This is a genomic window from Pantoea sp. S62 (assembly GCF_016658625.1).
Taxonomy (GTDB): domain Bacteria; phylum Pseudomonadota; class Gammaproteobacteria; order Enterobacterales; family Enterobacteriaceae; genus Pantoea; species Pantoea vagans.
In genome coordinates this window covers 68,229-86,446 of record NZ_JACVVI010000010.1, presented here as the reverse complement: position 1 = coordinate 86,446, position 18,218 = coordinate 68,229, and the positions used below count along the sequence as shown (strand labels likewise).

The window sequence follows — 18,218 nt, the reverse complement described above, 5'->3', positions numbered from 1 at the left end:
TTTACCGAACACGCTGCTATACTCCGCGCCGTTTTCCCCGTTCTTTAACATCCAGCGAGAGATACCGATGCATCCAATGCTCAACATTGCCGTGCGCGCAGCGCGCAAGGCCGGAAATTTAATTGCCAAATATTATGAAACCCCGGACGCCGTCGAAGCCAGCCAGAAAGGCAGCAACGACTTCGTAACCAATGTTGACCGCGAAGCAGAACGCCTGATTATCGAAATTATTCGTAAATCTTACCCGAAACATACCATCATCACTGAAGAAAGCGGTGAACTGGCGGGCGAAGATCAGGATGTTCAATGGGTTATCGATCCGCTGGATGGCACCTCCAACTTCATCAAACGTCTGCCCCACTTTGCTGTTTCGATCGCGGTGCGCATCAAAGGCCGCACTGAAGTCGCCGTCGTTTACGATCCAATGCGCAATGAACTGTTCACCTCTTCACGTGGCCAGGGCGCTCAGTTGAATGGCTATCGCCTGCGTGGCAGCATTGCGCGCGATCTGGATGGCACCGTTCTGGCAACGGGCTTCCCGTTCAAAATGAAGCAGCACGCGCCTGCTTACATGAACATCCTGACCAAACTCTTCACTCAGTGCGCTGACTTCCGTCGCACCGGTTCTGCTGCGCTGGATCTGGCCTATGTGGCTGCGGGTCGCGTAGATGGCTACTTTGAGATTGGCCTGAAGCCGTGGGATTTTGCGGCGGGTGAACTGCTGGTTCGTGAAGCGGGCGGCCTGGTCACTGACTTCACCGGTAACCACGGCTATCTGCTGTCAGGTAACCTGGTCGCGGGTAACCCGCGTGTGGTGAAAGCGATGCTGTCGAACATGCGTGATGAGCTGAGCGAAGCGTTAAAACGCTAAGTCTCAGTACAGAAAAAGGCGGCTTATCAGCCGCCTTTTTTATTGCCTGCTAATCAGTGATGATTAACGACGTTCGTGTGCCAGCACCTGACGGGGCTGAGTACGACGACCCACCATACCCATGACACCAGCCAGTACGGCTTCGATGATCAGCAGAATCAGGGCATACCAGCTCGCTTTAGCGGTCGCAGCAGCGGCTTTTTCACCCGCTTCACGTGCTTTCTGCTCAGCCTGCTGTTTCAGTTCATTATACTTCTGAACGGCCTGCTGATAGCTCTGCTCGGTTTTCGCAACGATCTGATCCACTTCCTCATCGCTTTTACCGGTACGCGCTTTGATGATATTTTTCAGTGCGTCACGGTCGGCTGCCTGCAGGGTATCTGAATGACGATCCATCACACCTTTGACCCAGTTAGTCAGATCGGTATCGGCTGTCTGCGGATGGTTCGCGGTGTTGTTAGCCTGGTTTTCCGCATTCTGCGCTTCCTTATTTGCGTCCTGCTTCAAATTCTCTGGCTGTAATTCCGGCTTACCAGTCTGGCGTAATGTGGTTTCCAGTTCGTTCTGCAGGTTATCTAAATTAATATTATTTTCCTGCAGCTTTTCTTTTGCCATTTGAGTGACCGAAGGCGCAGCGGCGGAAATACCACTACCCAGTGCCTGGAAGCCTGAACCCACAATATTCATCGCGCCACCTAATACGCTGGTTGCCAGCGCAATTGCCAGGTAAATAGTGAAAATTGTGCTAAGGCCAAACATCAGTAAACCGTGCAGTGCGCCTTCACGCTGTGCCAGTCGACCGGCAACATAACTACCCGCCGCCATCGCGACCAGCATTTCAATGGCCGTCCAGACCAGCGCGCCAGTACCAAGGCCGTCCAGCGGATTCTGTTCTTTCATCGGATCAATGGTGGTAGCACCAATGGCGGTTCCCAGCAGCGTCAGAATGATATGAACGATTAATGCACAAATAACACCGGCAAACACCGCGCTCCAGGAAATACGTTTTAACGGTAATCCTGCCGGCCCGGTCGCCAGCGTTTCGGTGTAGCCATTATTAATACGGGTATCGGCCATGAAATATACTCCTCGCAATAAACAGAAAACGGCTCTGATCTTTTATCATCCCGACGGCGGAATGCCGTTTTGGTATTAACAGCGTAGACAGGGAATAGTCATTTCTCCACTAAACTGCCCTGAGAAAAAAATAAAGAGATGAATTAAGAGATAATTAGCGAGGTAAGGATAACCGCGGGAATTTTATTCCCGCTGCGTTTATAATCAGAAAGGTCGAATTCCGCCGCCTGCCGTCAGCTGTGCTGACTGCCATAATGCGATGCCCGCCACAATTAAAATCAGGCTACCGGTTAAGGCCAGCGTTGGCAACAATAGTCGCGAGATGCCTGAGACTGCACCAGGCTGTGCCAGCCGTTGCGCCACCGAGCGCGCCTGCTGCACCAGCAGGCCAATCGCCGAAATGGTCAGCGCCGTGCCGACCGCCATCACGGCAGCAGAGAGAATGCCCCAGCCATAAACGCCAATCACTTTGGCAAACAGCAGCATCATAATCGCGCCGGAGCAGGGACGTAATCCCATCGACACCACCACCAGCAGCTGGGTTTTCCAGCTAACGTTGCCGCTCATCTGCTGCGGGGTTGGCAGATGCGCATGCCCGCAGCCGCAATGCTCATCATGCTGATGGTGGGGCCGGAAGGCACGAAATACCGGAGCTGGACGCAATGCCCGCCACAGTGAACGCAGCGCCCGATACCCGATCATCACGCCCAGCCCAATCACCAGCAGATAACTGCCCTTCTCCAGCCAGAAACTGCTGAGATGCAGCTGGCGCGACGAGGTTTTCAGCACCACCAGCATCACCGTCACCAGCCCAATCGCCACCGAACCCTGCAACAGCGAGGCGAGTAGCGTCAGCCTGATACTGGTTTTCACTTTTGCAGGATGAGTTGCCAGAAAGGTCGCGATCACCACTTTTCCGTGGCCCGGACCCAGCGCGTGCAGCACGCCATAGAGCAGGCTGAAAATCACCAGCGAGAGACCAGCCTTATTGGGCTGCTCCGCCACCTGTTGTAACAGCTGGGTCATCTGCCGGTGCAGATCTTTTTGCCACAACACGCTCTGCAGCAGAATCTGCGACCAGTAAAGCCAGACCAGCAATGCGCCGCCGATGAAGAGTCCCGCCAGCAACCACAGCGGCCAGAGCCGGGAAGCCCGCAGGGGGGCGGAGATTACTGACATGTCAGTACCACCGTTTGTGCGAACTGGCGACCTAAATCCATCTCCTCCGCAGGCGCATCGGCTTTATCCAGCGACAGCGCATACTGCTTCAGAGAGTCATTGGGTTTTGGTGTATTGAGCGCAAATTTACAGCGGGTCTGCAACGCCGGCGGCAGCGCTAACGCGCCGGGATTGTCATAGAACATATCGACGAAGTAAGTGGGATCGAAGGTCAGGATCTCAAAGCGCTGACCGGCCAGCGTCGGGGGTTCCGCCAGCGGCAGAACAAATTCCAGCACCGCTTTGTGACCGCTACGCGACAGATTATATTCCGTTGGCAGATTCAAAAACTTTACCCGCTGTTGGTTGTGCCAGATTTCAGAAAAGTAGTGCTGGCCCAGTACGTTCGCCATCACGCCCGCCGCCAGCTTTTTCCACACCACGCTGCCTGGCTTCGCCTCACCCGCGTCATACAGCAGGTCGGCGGAGGTGATCTCATCCATGGTCCAGGTCATCTTTAATCCGGTAAAGGTGTCACCCTGCACCACCAGCTCGGTTTTCATGTCGATGAAGCTGTGAGGATGGGCCAGCAGAGCCGGACTTAATACCATCAGTAAGGCAAAGAGTGCGCGTTTCATAATGTTATAAAGTAACGTTCCTGATGAAAAGAATCTATAAGTAACAAAATTTTGTGACCCGCCTTAAACCTCCGGCAAATAAACCGCGTAAACCGCGCGGGCGCTGACCGGGTTGACTACGCTTAGCTCAAATTAGCCTGCTGGAAATCTGATTGATGAGTTCTGCTACCCCTTTGGCACCACTCTTCACCCGTTCACAGCGTCAGTGCCATCTTTTATTGTTGCTGTTTCTGCCCGCACCCGTGCTTACGCTTGAAAAAATCTGCCAGCTGAATGGCATCGATCCTGCCGTTGCCCGACAGGATATCGCGGATGTAGGCCTTGAGATACAGCGATATCACCAGCTGGAATTGCATCAGATGGTGGATGGCAGCTTTCGTCTTCATGGTACAGAGCTGGACCGGCGCCTTTGTCTGTTGCACAACCTGCGACGCAGTCTGCGTTTATCGCAGGACTTTGTCTGCCAGCATTTTGCCACGCCGCTGCGTCAGCGCCTGAAGGTCATGAAGATTGAAAAAGCGTTGTGGGATGAGACCAATTTACAGGCGCTGATTCAGCACTGCAGCCTGCGTCTGAAGCGTGATTTCAGCGAACGCGACCGGCTTTTTCTGCAGATATTTATGAAGTATGGCTTGTGCCAGCGTCAGCCGGTGCTGTTCAGTGAGGCGCAGTCTCTCTGGCTTCAGCAGAAGCCTGAGCGGCAGGCCGCCGAAGATGTGATACATCACTGGCGAAAACGCTGCCATCTTGCCCCGCACGTCAGTGAAATCGACTTCTGGACGCTGCTGTTCAGCCAGATTCATACGCCGGTCGTGGACGCAATTACCCATCCTGCTGAACAGCAGTTGATGAACGCGACGCAGCAACTGATCAATGACTTTGAAGCCTGCGCCGAAATCACTTTTGCTGACCGCGAAGAACTGCTGCACCAGCTCTACCCGCATCTGGCGCAGGCGCTGGATCGCACTCACTTTACTATCGGTATCGACAATAGCGTCGCACTGGATGTCAGCCGCCTCTATCCACGCCTGCTGCGCACCACTCAGCAGGCCCTGCAGGCTTTTGAGCAGCATTACAACATTACTTTTACGCCGGAAGAGGTGAGTTTAGTCACCATTATATTTGGTGCCTGGCTGATGCAGGAGAGTGCGCTGCAGGAGAAACAGGTCCTGATCCTGACCGGCGACGATGCCGATCTGGAGCAGGACGTGGAGCAGCAGATCCGGGAGATCACGCTGCTGCCTGTCAATATTTCCTACCTGGACGTAAAGCAGTTTCAGCGGGACGGCGCGCCGCGGGATGTCGACATCATCATTTCGCCCTACCCGACTTCGCTGCCCTTATTCTCTCCGCCGCTGGTGCATGCGGAACTGCCGCTGACGCTGCACCATCAGCAGCGCATTCGTTATTTACTGGAGTCGTAGCCGGGACGCAGGAACAGTGCGGGCAGGGCCACCAGTGCCATCACCCAGAAAAGATGCCCCTGCAGATGCGCGAACAGCACGCCGCAGATCATGGTCATTACTGCAATACCCCCGCCCATCGCCAGCGCGGAATAGAGCGACTGTAGCCGGATCACTTCCGCCCCCTGCCGCGCCGCGATAAAGCGCATCGCCGCCAGATGACAGACGGTGAAACTGCCACAGTGAAGGATTTGCGCCACAATCAGCAGCGGCAACGCGGTGCTGGCTCCCAGCAGGCCCCAGCGGATCAGCGCGCAGATGCCTGAAAGCAGCAGCAGGTCACGCGCGCTCCAGCGGCGGAACAGGCGGCTGCTCAGAGCGAACACGATAATTTCCGCCACTACGCCCAGCGACCAGAGATAACCCACCGTCGAGGCGGAGTAGCCGCTCTCCTGCCACCAGATAGCGCTGAAGCCGTAATAGGCAGCGTGCGCGCCTTGCAGCAGCGTTACGCAGAGCATAAATCGCCATACTGCATTTTCACGCAGCAAATCACGCCATTCCTGCCAGCCGCCGCCCGCAGCACTCTGACGCTCATGACCCTGTGGCTGGGTGGCCGGTCTCAGCATCATGCCAGCGAGCATGCCGATGACACCAACGGAAAGCAGCAGCAGAATAGCCTGAGAGGAGTAAGCACTGACCAGCACGCCGGTTAACGCCGAGCTGATTACAAAGGCCAGCGATCCCCACAGCCGCACCGGCCCGTACGCCAGCCCAATCTGCTGTGTCCAGGTCGCGGCCAGCGCATCACTGAGCGGCACCAGCGGCGAGAAGAAGAGATTAAAGCCGATCATCACAGTCAGCAGCCACATCCACTGCTCACCTACCCAGAAACCGGCGGCGAACAGGCAGGTCATCAACGCCAGCAGACGCAGCGCCGTAATCAACCGGCCGGGATTCTTAACCTGAGAAGCGATAAGCAGACTACCGACGAAGCGCGCGACCATACCACAGCCAAGCAGCAGGCCAATCTTCTCAGCATCCAGGCCGGTGCCTTTCAGCCACACGCCCCAGAATGGCAGATAGATGCCGTAACAGAAGAAGTAAGTGAAGTAGCCCAATCCGAGCCATCTGGCGGAGCCGATTGCCATATTCCCTCCAGCAAGTGTGCTGCCTCGCAGCATGAGTGGGCGCTACTCTGGCAGAGCGCCGCGGGACAGGCAATAAAAAAGGATGGCAGATGCCATCCTTTCAGAGCACTAACCAGTTCAAATCAGAGCGCCTCTTACCGCTACCTCTAAGTTTTAACGCGCAGGAAACACGGTCAGAGGAGGAAAGCGTCCCGCGCCATGGACAAAAATGCCGGGAGCGTTTTTAAACAACGCAAAGCGTTGGCCCGGTTACGGGCACACCTCAGGGATGAGGTGTGTAATTGCGCGGGCCGGGCGGCCAGGGATTGGCTTTAGCGACTTTCCGATCTGACCGTGTTTCCTGAACAACTCAGGTCTTGCAGCTTTTTCGCACTCGTTTTTTAGGCAATAAAAAAGGATGGCAGATGCCATCCTTTTTATTCTGTCTCACAACAGGTTAGCGATTAAGCGTAGACCGGCAGACGGCTGCAGATATCCAGCACTTTCTTCTTGGTGCGCTCAATGGTTGCTTCGTCATTGATGTTATCCAGCACATCGGCAATCCAGCCAGCCAGCTCACGCACGTCTGCTTCTTTGAAGCCACGACGGGTAACTGCTGGTGTACCGATACGGATACCGGACGTCACAAACGGGCTTTTCGGATCGTTTGGCACGCTGTTCTTGTTAACCGTGATGTTGGCACGGCCCAGCGCCGCATCGGCTTCTTTACCGGTCAGGTTCTTGCTCACCAGATCGATCAGGAACAGATGGTTATGGGTGCCGCCAGACACGATGTCATAGCCACGCTCGATCAGCACTTCTACCATCGCTTTGGCGTTTTTTGCCACCTGCTGCTGGTAGATTTTGAACTCTGGCTCCATCGCCTCTTTAAAGGCAACTGCTTTACCGGCGATAACGTGCATCAGTGGACCGCCCTGGCCGCCAGGGAAGACAGCAGAGTTCAGTTTCTTATAGAAATCTTCATCGCCGTTTTTCGCCAGAATGATGCCGCCACGCGGACCCGCCAGCGTTTTGTGGGTGGTGGAGGTCACGATGTGCGCATGTGGAATCGGGCTTGGATAGACTTCTGCGGCAATCAGGCCAGCAACGTGTGCCATATCGACAAACAGCCATGCACCTACGCTATCCGCGATTTCGCGCATTTTTGCCCAGTCGCAGACGCCGGAGTACGCCGAGAACCCGCCAACGATCATTTTTGGCTTGTGGGTTTTCGCCAGTTCAGCCAGTTCGTCATAGTCGATTTTACCGGTCTCATCGATACCGTAAGCCACTACGTTATAGAGTTTGCCAGAGAGGTTAACCGGTGATCCGTGAGTCAGGTGTCCACCGTGCGCCAGGTTCATCCCGAGGATGGTATCGCCCGGCTGCAGCAGCGCGGTGTAAACCGCGAAGTTAGCCTGGGAACCAGAGTGTGGCTGCACGTTAGCGTAATCAGCGCCAAACAGTTCTTTTGCACGGTCGATCGCCAGTTGCTCAACGATATCAACGTACTCACAGCCGCCGTAGTAGCGTTTGCCCGGATAGCCTTCAGCGTATTTATTGGTGAGCTGAGAACCCTGCGCCTGCATAACACGCGGGCTGGTGTAGTTTTCAGAAGCAATCAGTTCAATGTGCTCTTCCTGACGCACTGTCTCCTGCTCCATTGCCTGCCACAACTCGGCATCGTAATCGGCAATGTTCATATCACGCTTTAACATCCGGATCTCCTGACTCAGCTAACTTTCTGACGGTATTTACCCCCCTTCAGGGGCGAAGGCCCACAGTGTAAACCGTTTTAACAGGTGAAGGTAGGGTGAACCGCCTCTTTTTACGCAAACGATTGGCTGGCTGCTGGCTCGGCATTTTTACACCTTTTTACCCCGTTCAGACGCCACGATTTTTCTTCAGACTGTGACGAAGGTTTTTCATGATGCACTAAAAAGTTGCCACTCAGACAACCAGAAAGTTCATTGGGTTATTTACACCGTAGACGGAGCGGCCATAAGATGCATTTAAAATACATGTTTATCTGAGAGGCTAATTCCATGCTTGATGCCCACACCATCGCTACCGTTAAATCGACCCTGCCTGCCATCGCTGCCTGCGGCCCAAAGCTTACGGCCCACTTCTATGACCGCATGCTGTCGCAGCATCCGGAACTCAAAAACGTCTTCAACATGAACAACCAGCGCAACGGCGATCAGCGTGAAGCGCTGTTCAACGCCATCTGTGCCTATGGCGCGAATCTGGAGAATCTGGCGGCGCTGCTGCCTGCGGTGGAAAAGATTGCGCAGAAACATACCAGCCTGAATATCCAGCCTGCGCAGTACGCCATCGTCGGTGAAAATCTGCTGGCAACCATTAAAGAGCTGCTGGATCCAGGCGAAGAGGCGCTGGCGGCATGGGGCAAAGCCTACGGCGTACTGGCGAGCGTATTCATCAATCGCGAAGAGGAAATTTATCAGGCCACGGAGCAGCAAACCGGCGGCTGGCGCGGCACCCGGGCGTTTTGCATCAGCGCAATTGCGCAGCAGAGCGATGTGATTAAAAGCTTTACCTTTACGCCGGTAGATGGCGGCCCGGTCGCCGCCTTTAAGCCCGGTCAGTATCTGACAGTCCACCTGCAGCCTGCCAGCTTCGAACATCACCAGATTCGTCAGTACTCGCTGACGCATCTCAGCAATGGCAAAGCGTATCGCATCGCGGTGAAACGTGAAGCGCAGGGCACCGTCTCCGGCTGGCTGCATCAGAATGGCAAGGTGGGTGATGAACTGATGCTCGCCGCACCGCACGGCGACTTCTTCCTTAAGGTCGATCCTGTCACGCCAGTCGCGCTGATTTCCGCAGGCGTGGGTCAGACGCCGATGCTGGCGATGCTCCATGCGCTGGCAGCAAGCCAGCACCGCGCGCCGGTCAGCTGGCTGCACGCCGCAGAGAACGGTAAACAGCATGCGTTTAGCGCGGAAGTTCGTGACACAGGCGCACAGCTCGCCGATTTCGTCAGTCATGTCTGGTACCGCGATCCCGCGGCTGAAGATGCCGGTCGCTATGACGCGCAGGGTCTGATGGATATCACCGCGCTTTCAGCTCGGCTCACCTTACCTGACACCCACTTCTATCTCTGTGGCCCCCTGCCTTTTATGCAACATGTGGTAGCGCAACTGCGTGATGCCGGTGTGGCAGATTCACACATCCATTACGAACTCTTTGGTCCGCACAAAGGTATGTGATTGAGCCATAAAAAAAGCTCGCAGCGCGTGTTTAAATTGCCAACAAATCCAATGTAAACCAGGCAGCCGCACATAAGTCTAAAGCGAAGGGAACACGGGCAGAGGAGGAAAGCGTCCCGCGACAGGACGTCGCGGGCCGAGCGTGCCATGGATGGCGGGTTTTGCGTCTTTCCGATCTGACCGTGTTCCCGGAGCGGGCTCGGTTTCAAAGCCAACCTCACCAAGTCCCAGCATAAAAAAAGCCCGCAGCGCGGGCTTCTTTATGCTGATAAAGAGGTTATCAGATCGCCTCTTCATCCTCTTCACCCGTACGGATACGCACTACGCGCGCCACGTCGAAGACGAAGATCTTACCATCACCGATTTTGCCGGTCTGCGCCGTGCGCATAATGGTCTCGACGCAGGTATCAACGATATCGTCGCCCACCACCATCTCGATTTTCACTTTAGGTAAAAAATCGACCATATACTCTGCGCCGCGGTACAGCTCAGTGTGCCCTTTCTGGCGACCAAAGCCCTTTACTTCACTCACGGTCATCCCGGTGATGCCCACTTCCGCTAAGGCTTCACGAACATCATCGAGTTTGAATGGTTTGATAATCGCATCAATCTTTTTCATGTCAGACCCTTTTTCACTCCCTCCATGGTCAGAGGGTTTATCAAGTATAAATGTTACTGGCGCTGTCGGGCGGTAATATCCGGGTTTCTTCAGGTTGCCGCAAGCGCTGTCAGATTGTGCTGACTGCAGCCATTCTGCGTCGGGCCTGATCAGTCAACCTCCCGGTATCACTTCGCCGCCCCCGCTACTCTTTGAAATCACTGGCGTCCAGTTCATGCCGGGACAGCAGCTTATAGAACTCCGTGCGATTACGCCCGGCCAGACGTGCGGCGTTGGTCACATTGCCTTTGGTCATCTGCAACAGCTTACGCAGATAGTTCAGCTCAAACTGATTGCGCGCCTCAGCAAAGGTCGGCAACGCGCTGTTCTCGCCGCTTAAGGCCTGCTCCACCAGCGCATCGCTAATCACCGGCGATGAACTCAGTGCCACGCATTGCTCAATCACGTTCACCAGCTGACGCACGTTGCCCGGCCAGCTGGCCGCCATCAGACGCTTCATCGCATCGACAGAAAAACTGCGAATCTGCGGTTTATGCCTTTCTGCCGCCTGACGTAACAGATGATTAGCCAGCAGCGGGATATCTTCGGTGCGCTGATGCAGCGCCGGAATCTTCAGATTCACCACATTCAGACGATAGAAGAGATCCTCACGGAATTCCTTCTTCTCCATCGCCTTTGGCAGATCGCGATGGGTAGCTGAAATGATGCGCACGTCGATCTCAATATCGTGATCGCTACCCAGCGGCCTGACCTTACGCTCCTGCAGCACCCGCAGCAATTTCACCTGCAGCGGTTGCGGCATATCGCCAATCTCATCCAGGAACAGCGTGCCGCCGCCAGCGGTTTTAAACAAACCGTCACGGGCACTGACCGCGCCGGTAAACGCCCCTTTAGCGTGACCGAACAGCTCTGATTCCAGCAGCTGCTCCGGCAGTGCGCCACAGTTAATGGCGACAAACGGCTTGCCGTTACGCGGGCTGGCGGCGTGAATTGCCTGCGCCAGCATCTCTTTACCGGTGCCGCTCTGACCGTTAATCAGCACGCTGACGTCGGACTGCGCCACCATGTGCGCCTGCTCCAGCAGCTTCAACATCAGCGGGCTGCGGGTGACAATCGCTTCGCGCCAGCGGTCATCGCTGACCGGCGCCTGCTGTGCCAGCGCCTCATCAATGGCTTTATAGAGCGCATCTTTGTCCACCGGCTTGGTCAGGAAGCTGAAGACGCCCTGCTGCGTGGCAGAGACCGCGTCCGGAATGGAGCCGTGCGCCGTCAGGATAATCACCGGCAGACCGGTGTGGCGCTTCTGGATTTCGCCAAACAGCGCCAGACCGTCCATCTCGTCCATCCGCAGATCGCTGATCACCAGCTCGATTTTCTCTTTCTGCAGCAGACGCAACGCTTCAGGTCCGCTGGCCGCAGTAGTGACCTGATATCCTTCGCTGCGAAGACGCATGCCCAGCAGCTTCAGCAGGCTGGGATCGTCATCCACCAGCAGCAATTTTGCCGCTTGTCTCACCATCATTGCTCCTCATCCTGCGGGAGTGCCGTGCCGTGACCGCTGTCAGACACATCCGGAGCTTTGCGTGATGAAAGCTGGCGCTCGATGTCAGTCAGCCGCTCCAGCTTATGCTGCGTGTCGCTGAGCTGCTGCTGCTGTTTCACCATCTGCTGGCGTATCGCCTCAAGCTGCGTATCACTGCTCTGCTGCAGATGGGCATAACGGGTGCGCGCTTCACTGAGGTCAAGCTGCGCGGTCTGATTACTGCGCCACAGCTGAATCAGCGGGCGCACGGACTGCGGGAAATCGCTGCTGTAGCGATCCAGAGTTTCAACATAGCGACGACGTTCAACAGGCGTCACGTTGCCGTTGGACATCAGTACGCCCTGCTTGAAGGCGCGAGACCAGTTTTCAGCCGGCCAGCGATGGGCTTCGGCACGGGCCTCCGCGGGAGAAAGACGTTCGGCACAGTCGATCGCCCGCATCCAGTAGAGGGTGTTACCCAGCGCCGTACTATTTTCTATCGGCCACAGGTCACTGCAGCGGGTCGCCAGGTAATCAGCGATTCTGACCTCGGGTTCCGCCACCTGATGGCCTGACGGCAAAGAAGAGGTGGCCGGGGAGGTCGTACATCCGCTGAGGAGCAGCGTAGTCAGCGTGCTCAACAGCAAAGCGGGTAAATATTTCATCAGTCAGACTTTCCCGGCTGTGGTGTTCAGTTCAATTCGAAAACAGACGTCAGCCTGCTCGCAGGAGACCAGCGTCAGGTCGCCCTGCATCCGGCGCAGGCAATCTTTGGCGATACTCAATCCCAGCCCGCTGCCTTTCACCGGCCCTTTACGCTGCTGGCTGCCCTGGTAGAACGGTTCAAAAATCATCGCCTGCTCTTCAGGCGGAATCGGTGAGCCGCTATTCGCGACCTCAATCCAGACCCGATCGCCCTGCTGCTGACTGCGAAGCCAGATGGTACCGGATTCGCTGCCGTAGTTCACGGCGTTCGAATAGAGGTTATCGATGACCCGCATCAGTAACATCGGTTCTGCCAGGCAGTGACTGACCTTAAGATCGACGACCGTCTGCATCAGTTTGGCGCGGGCCGAAAGCGCATGTGCGTTAACGACATCTTCCACAATCTCCGCCACGCTGACCGGCTCCAGCGCGATCGGGCCATCCGCCAGTTTGCGGTTGTAATCGAGCAGCTGTTCAATCAGCTGCTGCAGATGACGGCTGCTGCTGTCGAGGATAGTGACCACCTCTTTTTGATCGGCATTCAGCGAGCCGGCGACTTCGTCCGCCAGCAGTTCCGTGCCTTCACGCAGGCTGGCCAGCGGCGTTTTCAGCTCGTGAGAGAGATGGCGAAGAAATTCATGACGCTGCGATTCCAGCCACTGAAGCCGCTCGCTGAGCCAGACGATGCGCTGTCCCAGCGATCGCAATTCGCGCGGACCGCGAAATGTCCCGCTGTTACCCAGTGCCCGCCCTTCGCCAAGCCGGTTGATCATCCGTTCAATACGCTTAACAGGACCGATAATCATGCCGGTAAACAGCGTCATCAGTGCCAGACTGATGATAAACAGAATCAGCGCCTGCCAGCCAAAAAACTGGCCCCGATCGGCAATTTCGCGCTGCAACTGTAAGCCACGCGAAAAGACCACCTCGCGCGTGTCCTGCACCATCTGCGCATTGGTCGCAGAAAAGCGATCCAGCGCCTCTGCGGCAACCGGCACCGGATTGCCATTGTCACATTTCAGTGGCGTCAGCAGCGGCAGTGTCGCCTGTAAGGTCTGGAATGCGGGCAGTTCGGGCAGGCTGGCGCTGTGTGAGCTCAGCATCTGACTGTAGCGGGTATGCTGAGTCTGATAGAGGCGCGCCAGCGAGGCATCATCCAGCACGCAGTACTGGCGATAGCTACGCTCCAGCTCAACTGCCGTTCGCGCCATCGCCTCACTTCTGCGTACATCGGTAAAGGTATTGCGGTTGGTGTCCGCAGCCTGTTCGCTTAACGCAGAGAGACTTTCCCACGCCTGCCAGGCCAGTACCAGCAGGGGCAGCAGCACCAGGACAAACGCCATCAGCACCAGCTGACGCAGAGAACGGGGAAATAAACGCCATTTTTTCACGCAGCCGCTTCCTTAAGATTCGCTGTCTGGATGCTAGCGGACTCTGTCTGCGGAAGAAAGGGGAACAAAAGAAAACGGCAGGCTCAATGGCCTGCCGCTGGCACGACGCGTAGTGCATCGCGTAAGAATGGGTGGAGCCTTACTCAACGTTACGTCCGGTGTTTGATAACGCAAGCGATTATCGGTCAGGTGGACGGCAGGCTCCGTTTGGTGCGTCATTCGGGCTTTATGAGCTCTTATCCGCTAAGCGGGGCAATCATAAACAGGTGAATGAGCAGCTGCATGAGTATAGCAAGTTCCATGCCAGAAAATAAATCATTATATTTTTCAGCAAATTGAGCAGGCCCACCCGCTCACTGTCGCAAAAAACCTTATATCAGCACAGGCTGTCTGTCTCCGTAAGGCGACACTAAAACCAGTCTGATAAGCACACATTAAAAATCAACGAGATAAATGTCGCCATAAAGCGACAGTGCAATGACTCTGTTGTCGCCATTTGCCAACAACGGCGCAAAAAAGAACAGGAGGCACGCTGGCCTCCTGTTCATTTCAGTGGATTAAATTAACCCAGCTGTCTGCGCGCATTGCGGAAAATGCGCATCCACGGACTGTCTTCGCCCCACTCGGCCGGATGCCAGGAGTTGCTGACGGTACGGAACACGCGCTCCGGATGCGGCATCATAATGGTGACGCGGCCACTTTCATTGGTCACGGCGGTGATGCCGTTAGGAGAACCATTCGGGTTAGCCGGATAGGTTTCTGTCACCTTGCCGAAGTTATCGACAAAGCGCAGTGCCACCAGCCCTTTCGACTCCAGCGCTGCCAGATGCGTCGCATCACGGACTTCGACAAAGCCTTCACCGTGCGAAACCGCGATAGGCATATGCGAACCGGCCATGCCGTCCAGCAGCAGTGACGGACTGGCGGCCACCTCGACCAGGCTAAAGCGTGCTTCAAAGCGCTCAGACTGGTTACGCACGAAGCGCGGCCAGAGATCGCTGCCCGGGATCAGTTCGCGCAGGTTGGACATCATCTGGCAACCGTTGCAGACGCCCAGCGCCAGGGTTTGCGGACGGTGGAAGAAGGTTTCGAACTCGTCACGTACTCGCGGGTTGAACAGAATCGATTTCGCCCAGCCCTCACCGGCACCGAGCACATCACCGTAAGAGAAGCCGCCACAGGCCACCAGCGCCTGGAACTCTTCCAGGCCGCGACGTCCGGCCAGCAGATCGCTCATGTGAACGTCAATGGCGGTAAAGCCAGCCCGGTCAAAGGCGGCGGCCATCTCGACGTGTGAGTTCACGCCCTGCTCACGCAGCACCGCGACGCGTGGACGTGCGCCCGTAGCGATCATCGGCGCCGCCACATCTTCCTGCGGATTGAAGGTCAGATTCACATTCAGGCCAGGGTCGCTGTCGTTCTTCTTCGCTTCATGCTCCTGATCGGCACACGCCGGGTTGTCACGCAGGCGCTGCATCTGCCAGGTGGTTTCCGCCCACCAGGTGCGCAGCGTGGTACGGCTTTCGCTGTAAACCGCGCTGTCACCGGCACGGATCACAAAGCGATCGCCCGGCTGTGCGCTGCCCAACAGATGCGTCGAGGCGGCAAGGCCGTGATCCGCCAGGATCTGCTCAACCGCCGCGCGATCGGCGGCATTGATCTGGATCACCGCACCCAGCTCTTCGGTAAACAGAGCAGCCAGCGCATCGTTGCCCAGCGAGGCGATATCAACGTCGATACCGCAGTGACCGGCAAACGCCATCTCGGCGAGCGTCACCAACAGACCGCCGTCAGAGCGGTCGTGGTAGGCCAGCAGTTTCTGCTCAGCCACCAGCGCCTGAATCGCATTGAAGAAGCCCGCCAGCTGTGTGGCATCACGCACGTCGGCAGGTCTGTCGCCGAGCTGACGATAGACCTGCGACAGCGCGGTTGCGCCCAGCGTATTCGCGCCGTTGCCCAGGTCAATCAGCAGCAGCAGGTTATCCTGATCAGCCTGCAGCTGTGGCGTGACGGTACGACGAACATCTTCGACGCGAGCAAACGCGGTAATCACCAGCGACAGCGGTGAGGTCATCTCACGCTGTTCGGTGCCTTCCTGCCAGCGGGTTTTCATCGACATCGAATCTTTACCGACCGGGATAGTGATCCCCAGCGCCGGGCAAAGCTCTTCGCCGACCGCTTTCACCGCCGCATATAAACCGGCATCTTCGCCCGGATGACCGGCTGCAGACATCCAGTTAGCCGAGAGTTTCACGCGTTTCAGCGAACCAATCTGCGTTGCCGCCAGGTTAGTCAGTGCTTCACCCACCGCCAGACGGCCCGACGCCGCGAAGTCCAGCAGCGCAACCGGAGAACGTTCGCCCAGGGCAAAGGCTTCGCCGTGGTAGCTGTCGAGGCTGGCGGTAGTCACCGCACAGTTGGCAACCGGGATCTGCCACGGGCCGACCATCTGATCGCGCGCTACCATGCCGGTCACGCTGCGGTCACCGATGGTGATCAGGAAGGTTTTCTCCGCTACGGCAGGCAGATGCAGCACGCGATTCACCGCATCGACCAGCGTAATGCCGTCGCGCTGCAGTTCGGTCCCCTGTGCCTGCTGTGTCACCACATCACGCGTCATTTTCGGCGTTTTGCCCAGCAGCACGTCAAGCGGCATGTCGATTGGCTTATTATCGAAATGACTATCTTCCAGGCTCAGGTGCAGTTCTTCGGTCGCTTCACCAATCACCGCGAACGGAGCGCGTTCGCGCTGGCAGATCGCCTCAAACTGTGCCAGCTGATCGGGTGCGACGGCCATCACATAACGTTCCTGTGATTCGTTACACCAGACTTCCAGCGGGCTCATGCCTGGCTCGTCACTCAGGATGTCACGCAGGTTAAACCGGCCACCGCGGCCACCATCGCTAACCAGCTCCGGCATGGCGTTGGAAAGGCCGCCCGCGCCTACGTCGTGAATAAACAGAATCGGGTTCTCATCGCCCAGCTGCCAGCAGCGGTCGATCACTTCCTGGCAACGGCGTTCCATTTCCGGGTTATCACGCTGAACCGAGGCGAAGTCGAGATCGGCATCCGACTGGCCCGAGGCCATGGAGGATGCTGCGCCGCCGCCCAGGCCGATGTTCATAGCCGGTCCACCCAGCACCACCAGCTTCGCGCCGACGGTGATTTCGCCTTTCTGCACATGATCGGCACGGATGTTACCGATGCCGCCCGCCAGCATAATCGGCTTGTGATAGCCGCGCAGCTCGGTGCCGTTGTGGCTGGTGACCTGCTCTTCATAGGTACGGAAGTAGCCGTTCAGCGCCGGACGACCAAATTCATTGTTAAACGCAGCGCCGCCCAGAGGCCCGTCGGTCATGATTTCCAGTGCGCTGGCGATGCGCGCCGGTTTGCCGAAATCCTCTTCCCACGGCTGTTCAAAGCCAGGGATGCGCAGGTTAGAAACCGAGAATCCAACCAGGCCCGCTTTGGGCTTGGAGCCGCGTCCGGTTGCGCCTTCATCACGGATCTCACCACCGGAACCGGTCGCGGCGCCTGGCCACGGCGAGATGGCCGTTGGATGGTTATGCGTTTCCACCTTCATCAGGATGTGCGCGGCTTCCTGATGCCAGCGGTATTCGCTCTCGCCGGCGTCAGCAAAGAAGCGGCCAACCTCTGACCCTTCCATCACGGCGGCGTTATCTTTATAAGCAGAGAGCACAAAGTCCGGCGTCTGCTCCATGGTGTTTTTGATCATCTTAAACAGCGACTTCGGCTGTTTCTCGCCGTCGATAATCCAGTCGGCGTTGAAGATCTTGTGACGACAGTGCTCAGAGTTCGCCTGCGCAAACATATAGAGTTCAATGTCGTTGGGATTGCGGCCCAGCGCGGTAAATGCCGCCACCAGGTAGTCAATTTCATCGTCTGCCAGCGCCAGACCCAGCGAGATATTTGCCTGAATCAGCGCCTGACGGCCCTCACCCAGCAGATCGACGCTCTTCACCGGCTGCGGCGTATGGTGCGCAAACAGCTGCTCAGCCTGGGCCAGATCGCTATAGACCGTTTCCATCATCCTATCGTGCAGCAGTGTACCCAGCGTCTGCCACTGCGCTTCTGTCAGTTGCGGAGCCTGCACATAAAAAGCCAGACCGCGTTCCAGACGACGTACCTGCGGCAGGCCGCAGTTATGAGCAATGTCGGTGGCTTTGGATGACCAGGGCGAAATGGTGCCGGGACGTGGTGTCACCAGCAGCAGACGTCCCTGTGGGGCATGTTCAGCGAGAGAGGGACCATACTTCAGCAGGCGTTGCAGGCGGCTCTGTTCGTCAGCGGTTAAAGGCGTACTGACATCAGCAAAATGGATGTACTCAGCGTAAATATCACTCACCGGCAGATGAGCGTCCTGAAAGCGGGTCAGCAGTTTGTTTACACGAAATGCCGACAGGGCGGGCGAACCACGCAGAATTTCCATTAATAAGTCTCTCGTCAGGGCGCC

13 protein-coding genes are annotated in these 18,218 nt (G+C 56.7%); 3 read left to right on the top strand and 10 right to left on the bottom strand.

Annotation, left to right across the window (positions count from 1 at the left end; genetic code table 11):
* Positions 1-67 precede the first annotated feature (67 nt).
* Positions 68-871 (top strand): inositol-1-monophosphatase, encoded by an 804-nt coding sequence (suhB, locus tag IBT54_RS15305; protein WP_013358738.1) that lies wholly within the window; start codon positions 68-70, stop codon positions 869-871.
* A 63-nt stretch (positions 872-934) separates the two neighbouring features.
* Here the strand turns inward: suhB and IBT54_RS15300 are convergent, their stop codons facing one another.
* The 3 genes from IBT54_RS15300 to IBT54_RS15290 all read right to left on the bottom strand — a co-directional run bounded on the left by IBT54_RS15300 (position 935) and on the right by IBT54_RS15290 (position 3,744).
* Positions 935-1,948: a TIGR04086 family membrane protein gene (locus IBT54_RS15300; protein WP_013358739.1), complete on the bottom strand. Its 1,014-nt coding sequence runs from the start codon at positions 1,946-1,948 to the stop codon at positions 935-937.
* 204 nt (positions 1,949-2,152) lie between these two features.
* Positions 2,153-3,127, bottom strand: coding sequence for a nickel/cobalt transporter (locus tag IBT54_RS15295; protein ID WP_110330749.1), 975 nt, complete (start codon positions 3,125-3,127; stop codon positions 2,153-2,155).
* On the bottom strand, positions 3,118-3,744 hold the full coding sequence (locus IBT54_RS15290; protein ID WP_201252412.1) for a DUF1007 family protein: 627 nt from the start codon (positions 3,742-3,744) through the stop codon (positions 3,118-3,120). The genes IBT54_RS15295 and IBT54_RS15290 overlap by 10 nt, the downstream gene beginning before the upstream one ends.
* Before the next feature lie 155 nt (positions 3,745-3,899).
* On the opposite strand from IBT54_RS15290, the gene csiE reads away from it, so the two are divergent.
* The gene (gene csiE, locus IBT54_RS15285; RefSeq protein WP_107320019.1) at positions 3,900-5,168 is read left to right on the top strand and encodes a stationary phase inducible protein CsiE; all 1,269 of its coding nucleotides are present in this window, start codon (positions 3,900-3,902) and stop codon (positions 5,166-5,168) included.
* Here the strand turns inward: csiE and IBT54_RS15280 are convergent.
* The gene (locus tag IBT54_RS15280) at positions 5,150-6,298 is read right to left on the bottom strand and encodes a 3-phenylpropionate MFS transporter (protein WP_201252411.1); all 1,149 of its coding nucleotides are present in this window, start codon (positions 6,296-6,298) and stop codon (positions 5,150-5,152) included. The genes csiE and IBT54_RS15280 overlap by 19 nt on opposite strands.
* A gap of 443 nt (positions 6,299-6,741) precedes the next feature.
* Positions 6,742-7,995 carry a serine hydroxymethyltransferase gene (glyA, locus tag IBT54_RS15275; RefSeq protein ID WP_201252410.1) on the bottom strand — a complete coding sequence of 418 codons (1,254 nt, stop codon included), beginning with the start codon at positions 7,993-7,995 and terminating at the stop codon, positions 6,742-6,744.
* 327 nt (positions 7,996-8,322) lie between these two features.
* Here glyA and hmpA point away from each other — a divergent pair, with 327 nt between their 5' ends.
* A complete protein-coding gene (gene hmpA, locus IBT54_RS15270; protein ID WP_201252409.1) occupies positions 8,323-9,507 on the top strand; it encodes an NO-inducible flavohemoprotein in 1,185 nt (394 codons plus the stop codon).
* Between the two features lie 280 nt (positions 9,508-9,787).
* Here hmpA and glnB read toward each other — a convergent pair whose 3' ends face one another.
* The 5 genes from glnB to purL all read right to left on the bottom strand — a co-directional run bounded on the left by glnB (position 9,788) and on the right by purL (position 18,194).
* The gene (gene glnB, locus IBT54_RS15265) at positions 9,788-10,126 is read right to left on the bottom strand and encodes a nitrogen regulatory protein P-II (protein WP_003848647.1); all 339 of its coding nucleotides are present in this window, start codon (positions 10,124-10,126) and stop codon (positions 9,788-9,790) included.
* A gap of 184 nt (positions 10,127-10,310) precedes the next feature.
* Complete coding sequence (gene glrR / locus IBT54_RS15260) at positions 10,311-11,645, bottom strand: two-component system response regulator GlrR (protein ID WP_061063753.1); 1,335 nt, start codon at positions 11,643-11,645, stop codon at positions 10,311-10,313.
* The gene (gene qseG / locus IBT54_RS15255) at positions 11,645-12,313 is read right to left on the bottom strand and encodes a two-component system QseEF-associated lipoprotein QseG (RefSeq protein WP_107320023.1); all 669 of its coding nucleotides are present in this window, start codon (positions 12,311-12,313) and stop codon (positions 11,645-11,647) included. Before qseG ends, glrR begins: the two co-directional genes overlap by 1 nt.
* Before the next feature lie 3 nt (positions 12,314-12,316).
* Positions 12,317-13,744 carry a HAMP domain-containing sensor histidine kinase gene (locus IBT54_RS15250; RefSeq protein WP_061063128.1) on the bottom strand — a complete coding sequence of 476 codons (1,428 nt, stop codon included), beginning with the start codon at positions 13,742-13,744 and terminating at the stop codon, positions 12,317-12,319.
* A gap of 562 nt (positions 13,745-14,306) precedes the next feature.
* Positions 14,307-18,194 carry a phosphoribosylformylglycinamidine synthase gene (gene purL / locus IBT54_RS15245; protein ID WP_201252408.1) on the bottom strand — a complete coding sequence of 1,296 codons (3,888 nt, stop codon included), beginning with the start codon at positions 18,192-18,194 and terminating at the stop codon, positions 14,307-14,309.
* Positions 18,195-18,218 lie beyond the last annotated feature (24 nt).

Bases quoted from the DNA above. Each gene is read 5' to 3' on its own strand.
- IBT54_RS15300 (WP_013358739.1), bottom strand. From the start codon at position 1,948: ATGGCCGATACCCGTATTAATAATGGCTACACCGAAACGCTGGCGACC.
- IBT54_RS15290 (WP_201252412.1), bottom strand. From the start codon at position 3,744: ATGAAACGCGCACTCTTTGCCTTACTGATGGTATTAAGTCCGGCTCTG.
- glyA (WP_201252410.1), bottom strand. From the start codon at position 7,995: ATGTTAAAGCGTGATATGAACATTGCCGATTACGATGCCGAGTTGTGG.
- hmpA (WP_201252409.1), top strand. From the start codon at position 8,323: ATGCTTGATGCCCACACCATCGCTACCGTTAAATCGACCCTGCCTGCC.
- csiE (WP_107320019.1), top strand. From the start codon at position 3,900: ATGAGTTCTGCTACCCCTTTGGCACCACTCTTCACCCGTTCACAGCGT.
- glnB (WP_003848647.1), bottom strand. From the start codon at position 10,126: ATGAAAAAGATTGATGCGATTATCAAACCATTCAAACTCGATGATGTT.
- IBT54_RS15280 (WP_201252411.1), bottom strand. From the start codon at position 6,298: ATGGCAATCGGCTCCGCCAGATGGCTCGGATTGGGCTACTTCACTTAC.
- qseG (WP_107320023.1), bottom strand. From the start codon at position 12,313: ATGAAATATTTACCCGCTTTGCTGTTGAGCACGCTGACTACGCTGCTC.
- glrR (WP_061063753.1), bottom strand. From the start codon at position 11,645: ATGGTGAGACAAGCGGCAAAATTGCTGCTGGTGGATGACGATCCCAGC.
- purL (WP_201252408.1), bottom strand. From the start codon at position 18,194: ATGGAAATTCTGCGTGGTTCGCCCGCCCTGTCGGCATTTCGTGTAAAC.
- IBT54_RS15295 (WP_110330749.1), bottom strand. From the start codon at position 3,127: ATGTCAGTAATCTCCGCCCCCCTGCGGGCTTCCCGGCTCTGGCCGCTG.
- suhB (WP_013358738.1), top strand. From the start codon at position 68: ATGCATCCAATGCTCAACATTGCCGTGCGCGCAGCGCGCAAGGCCGGA.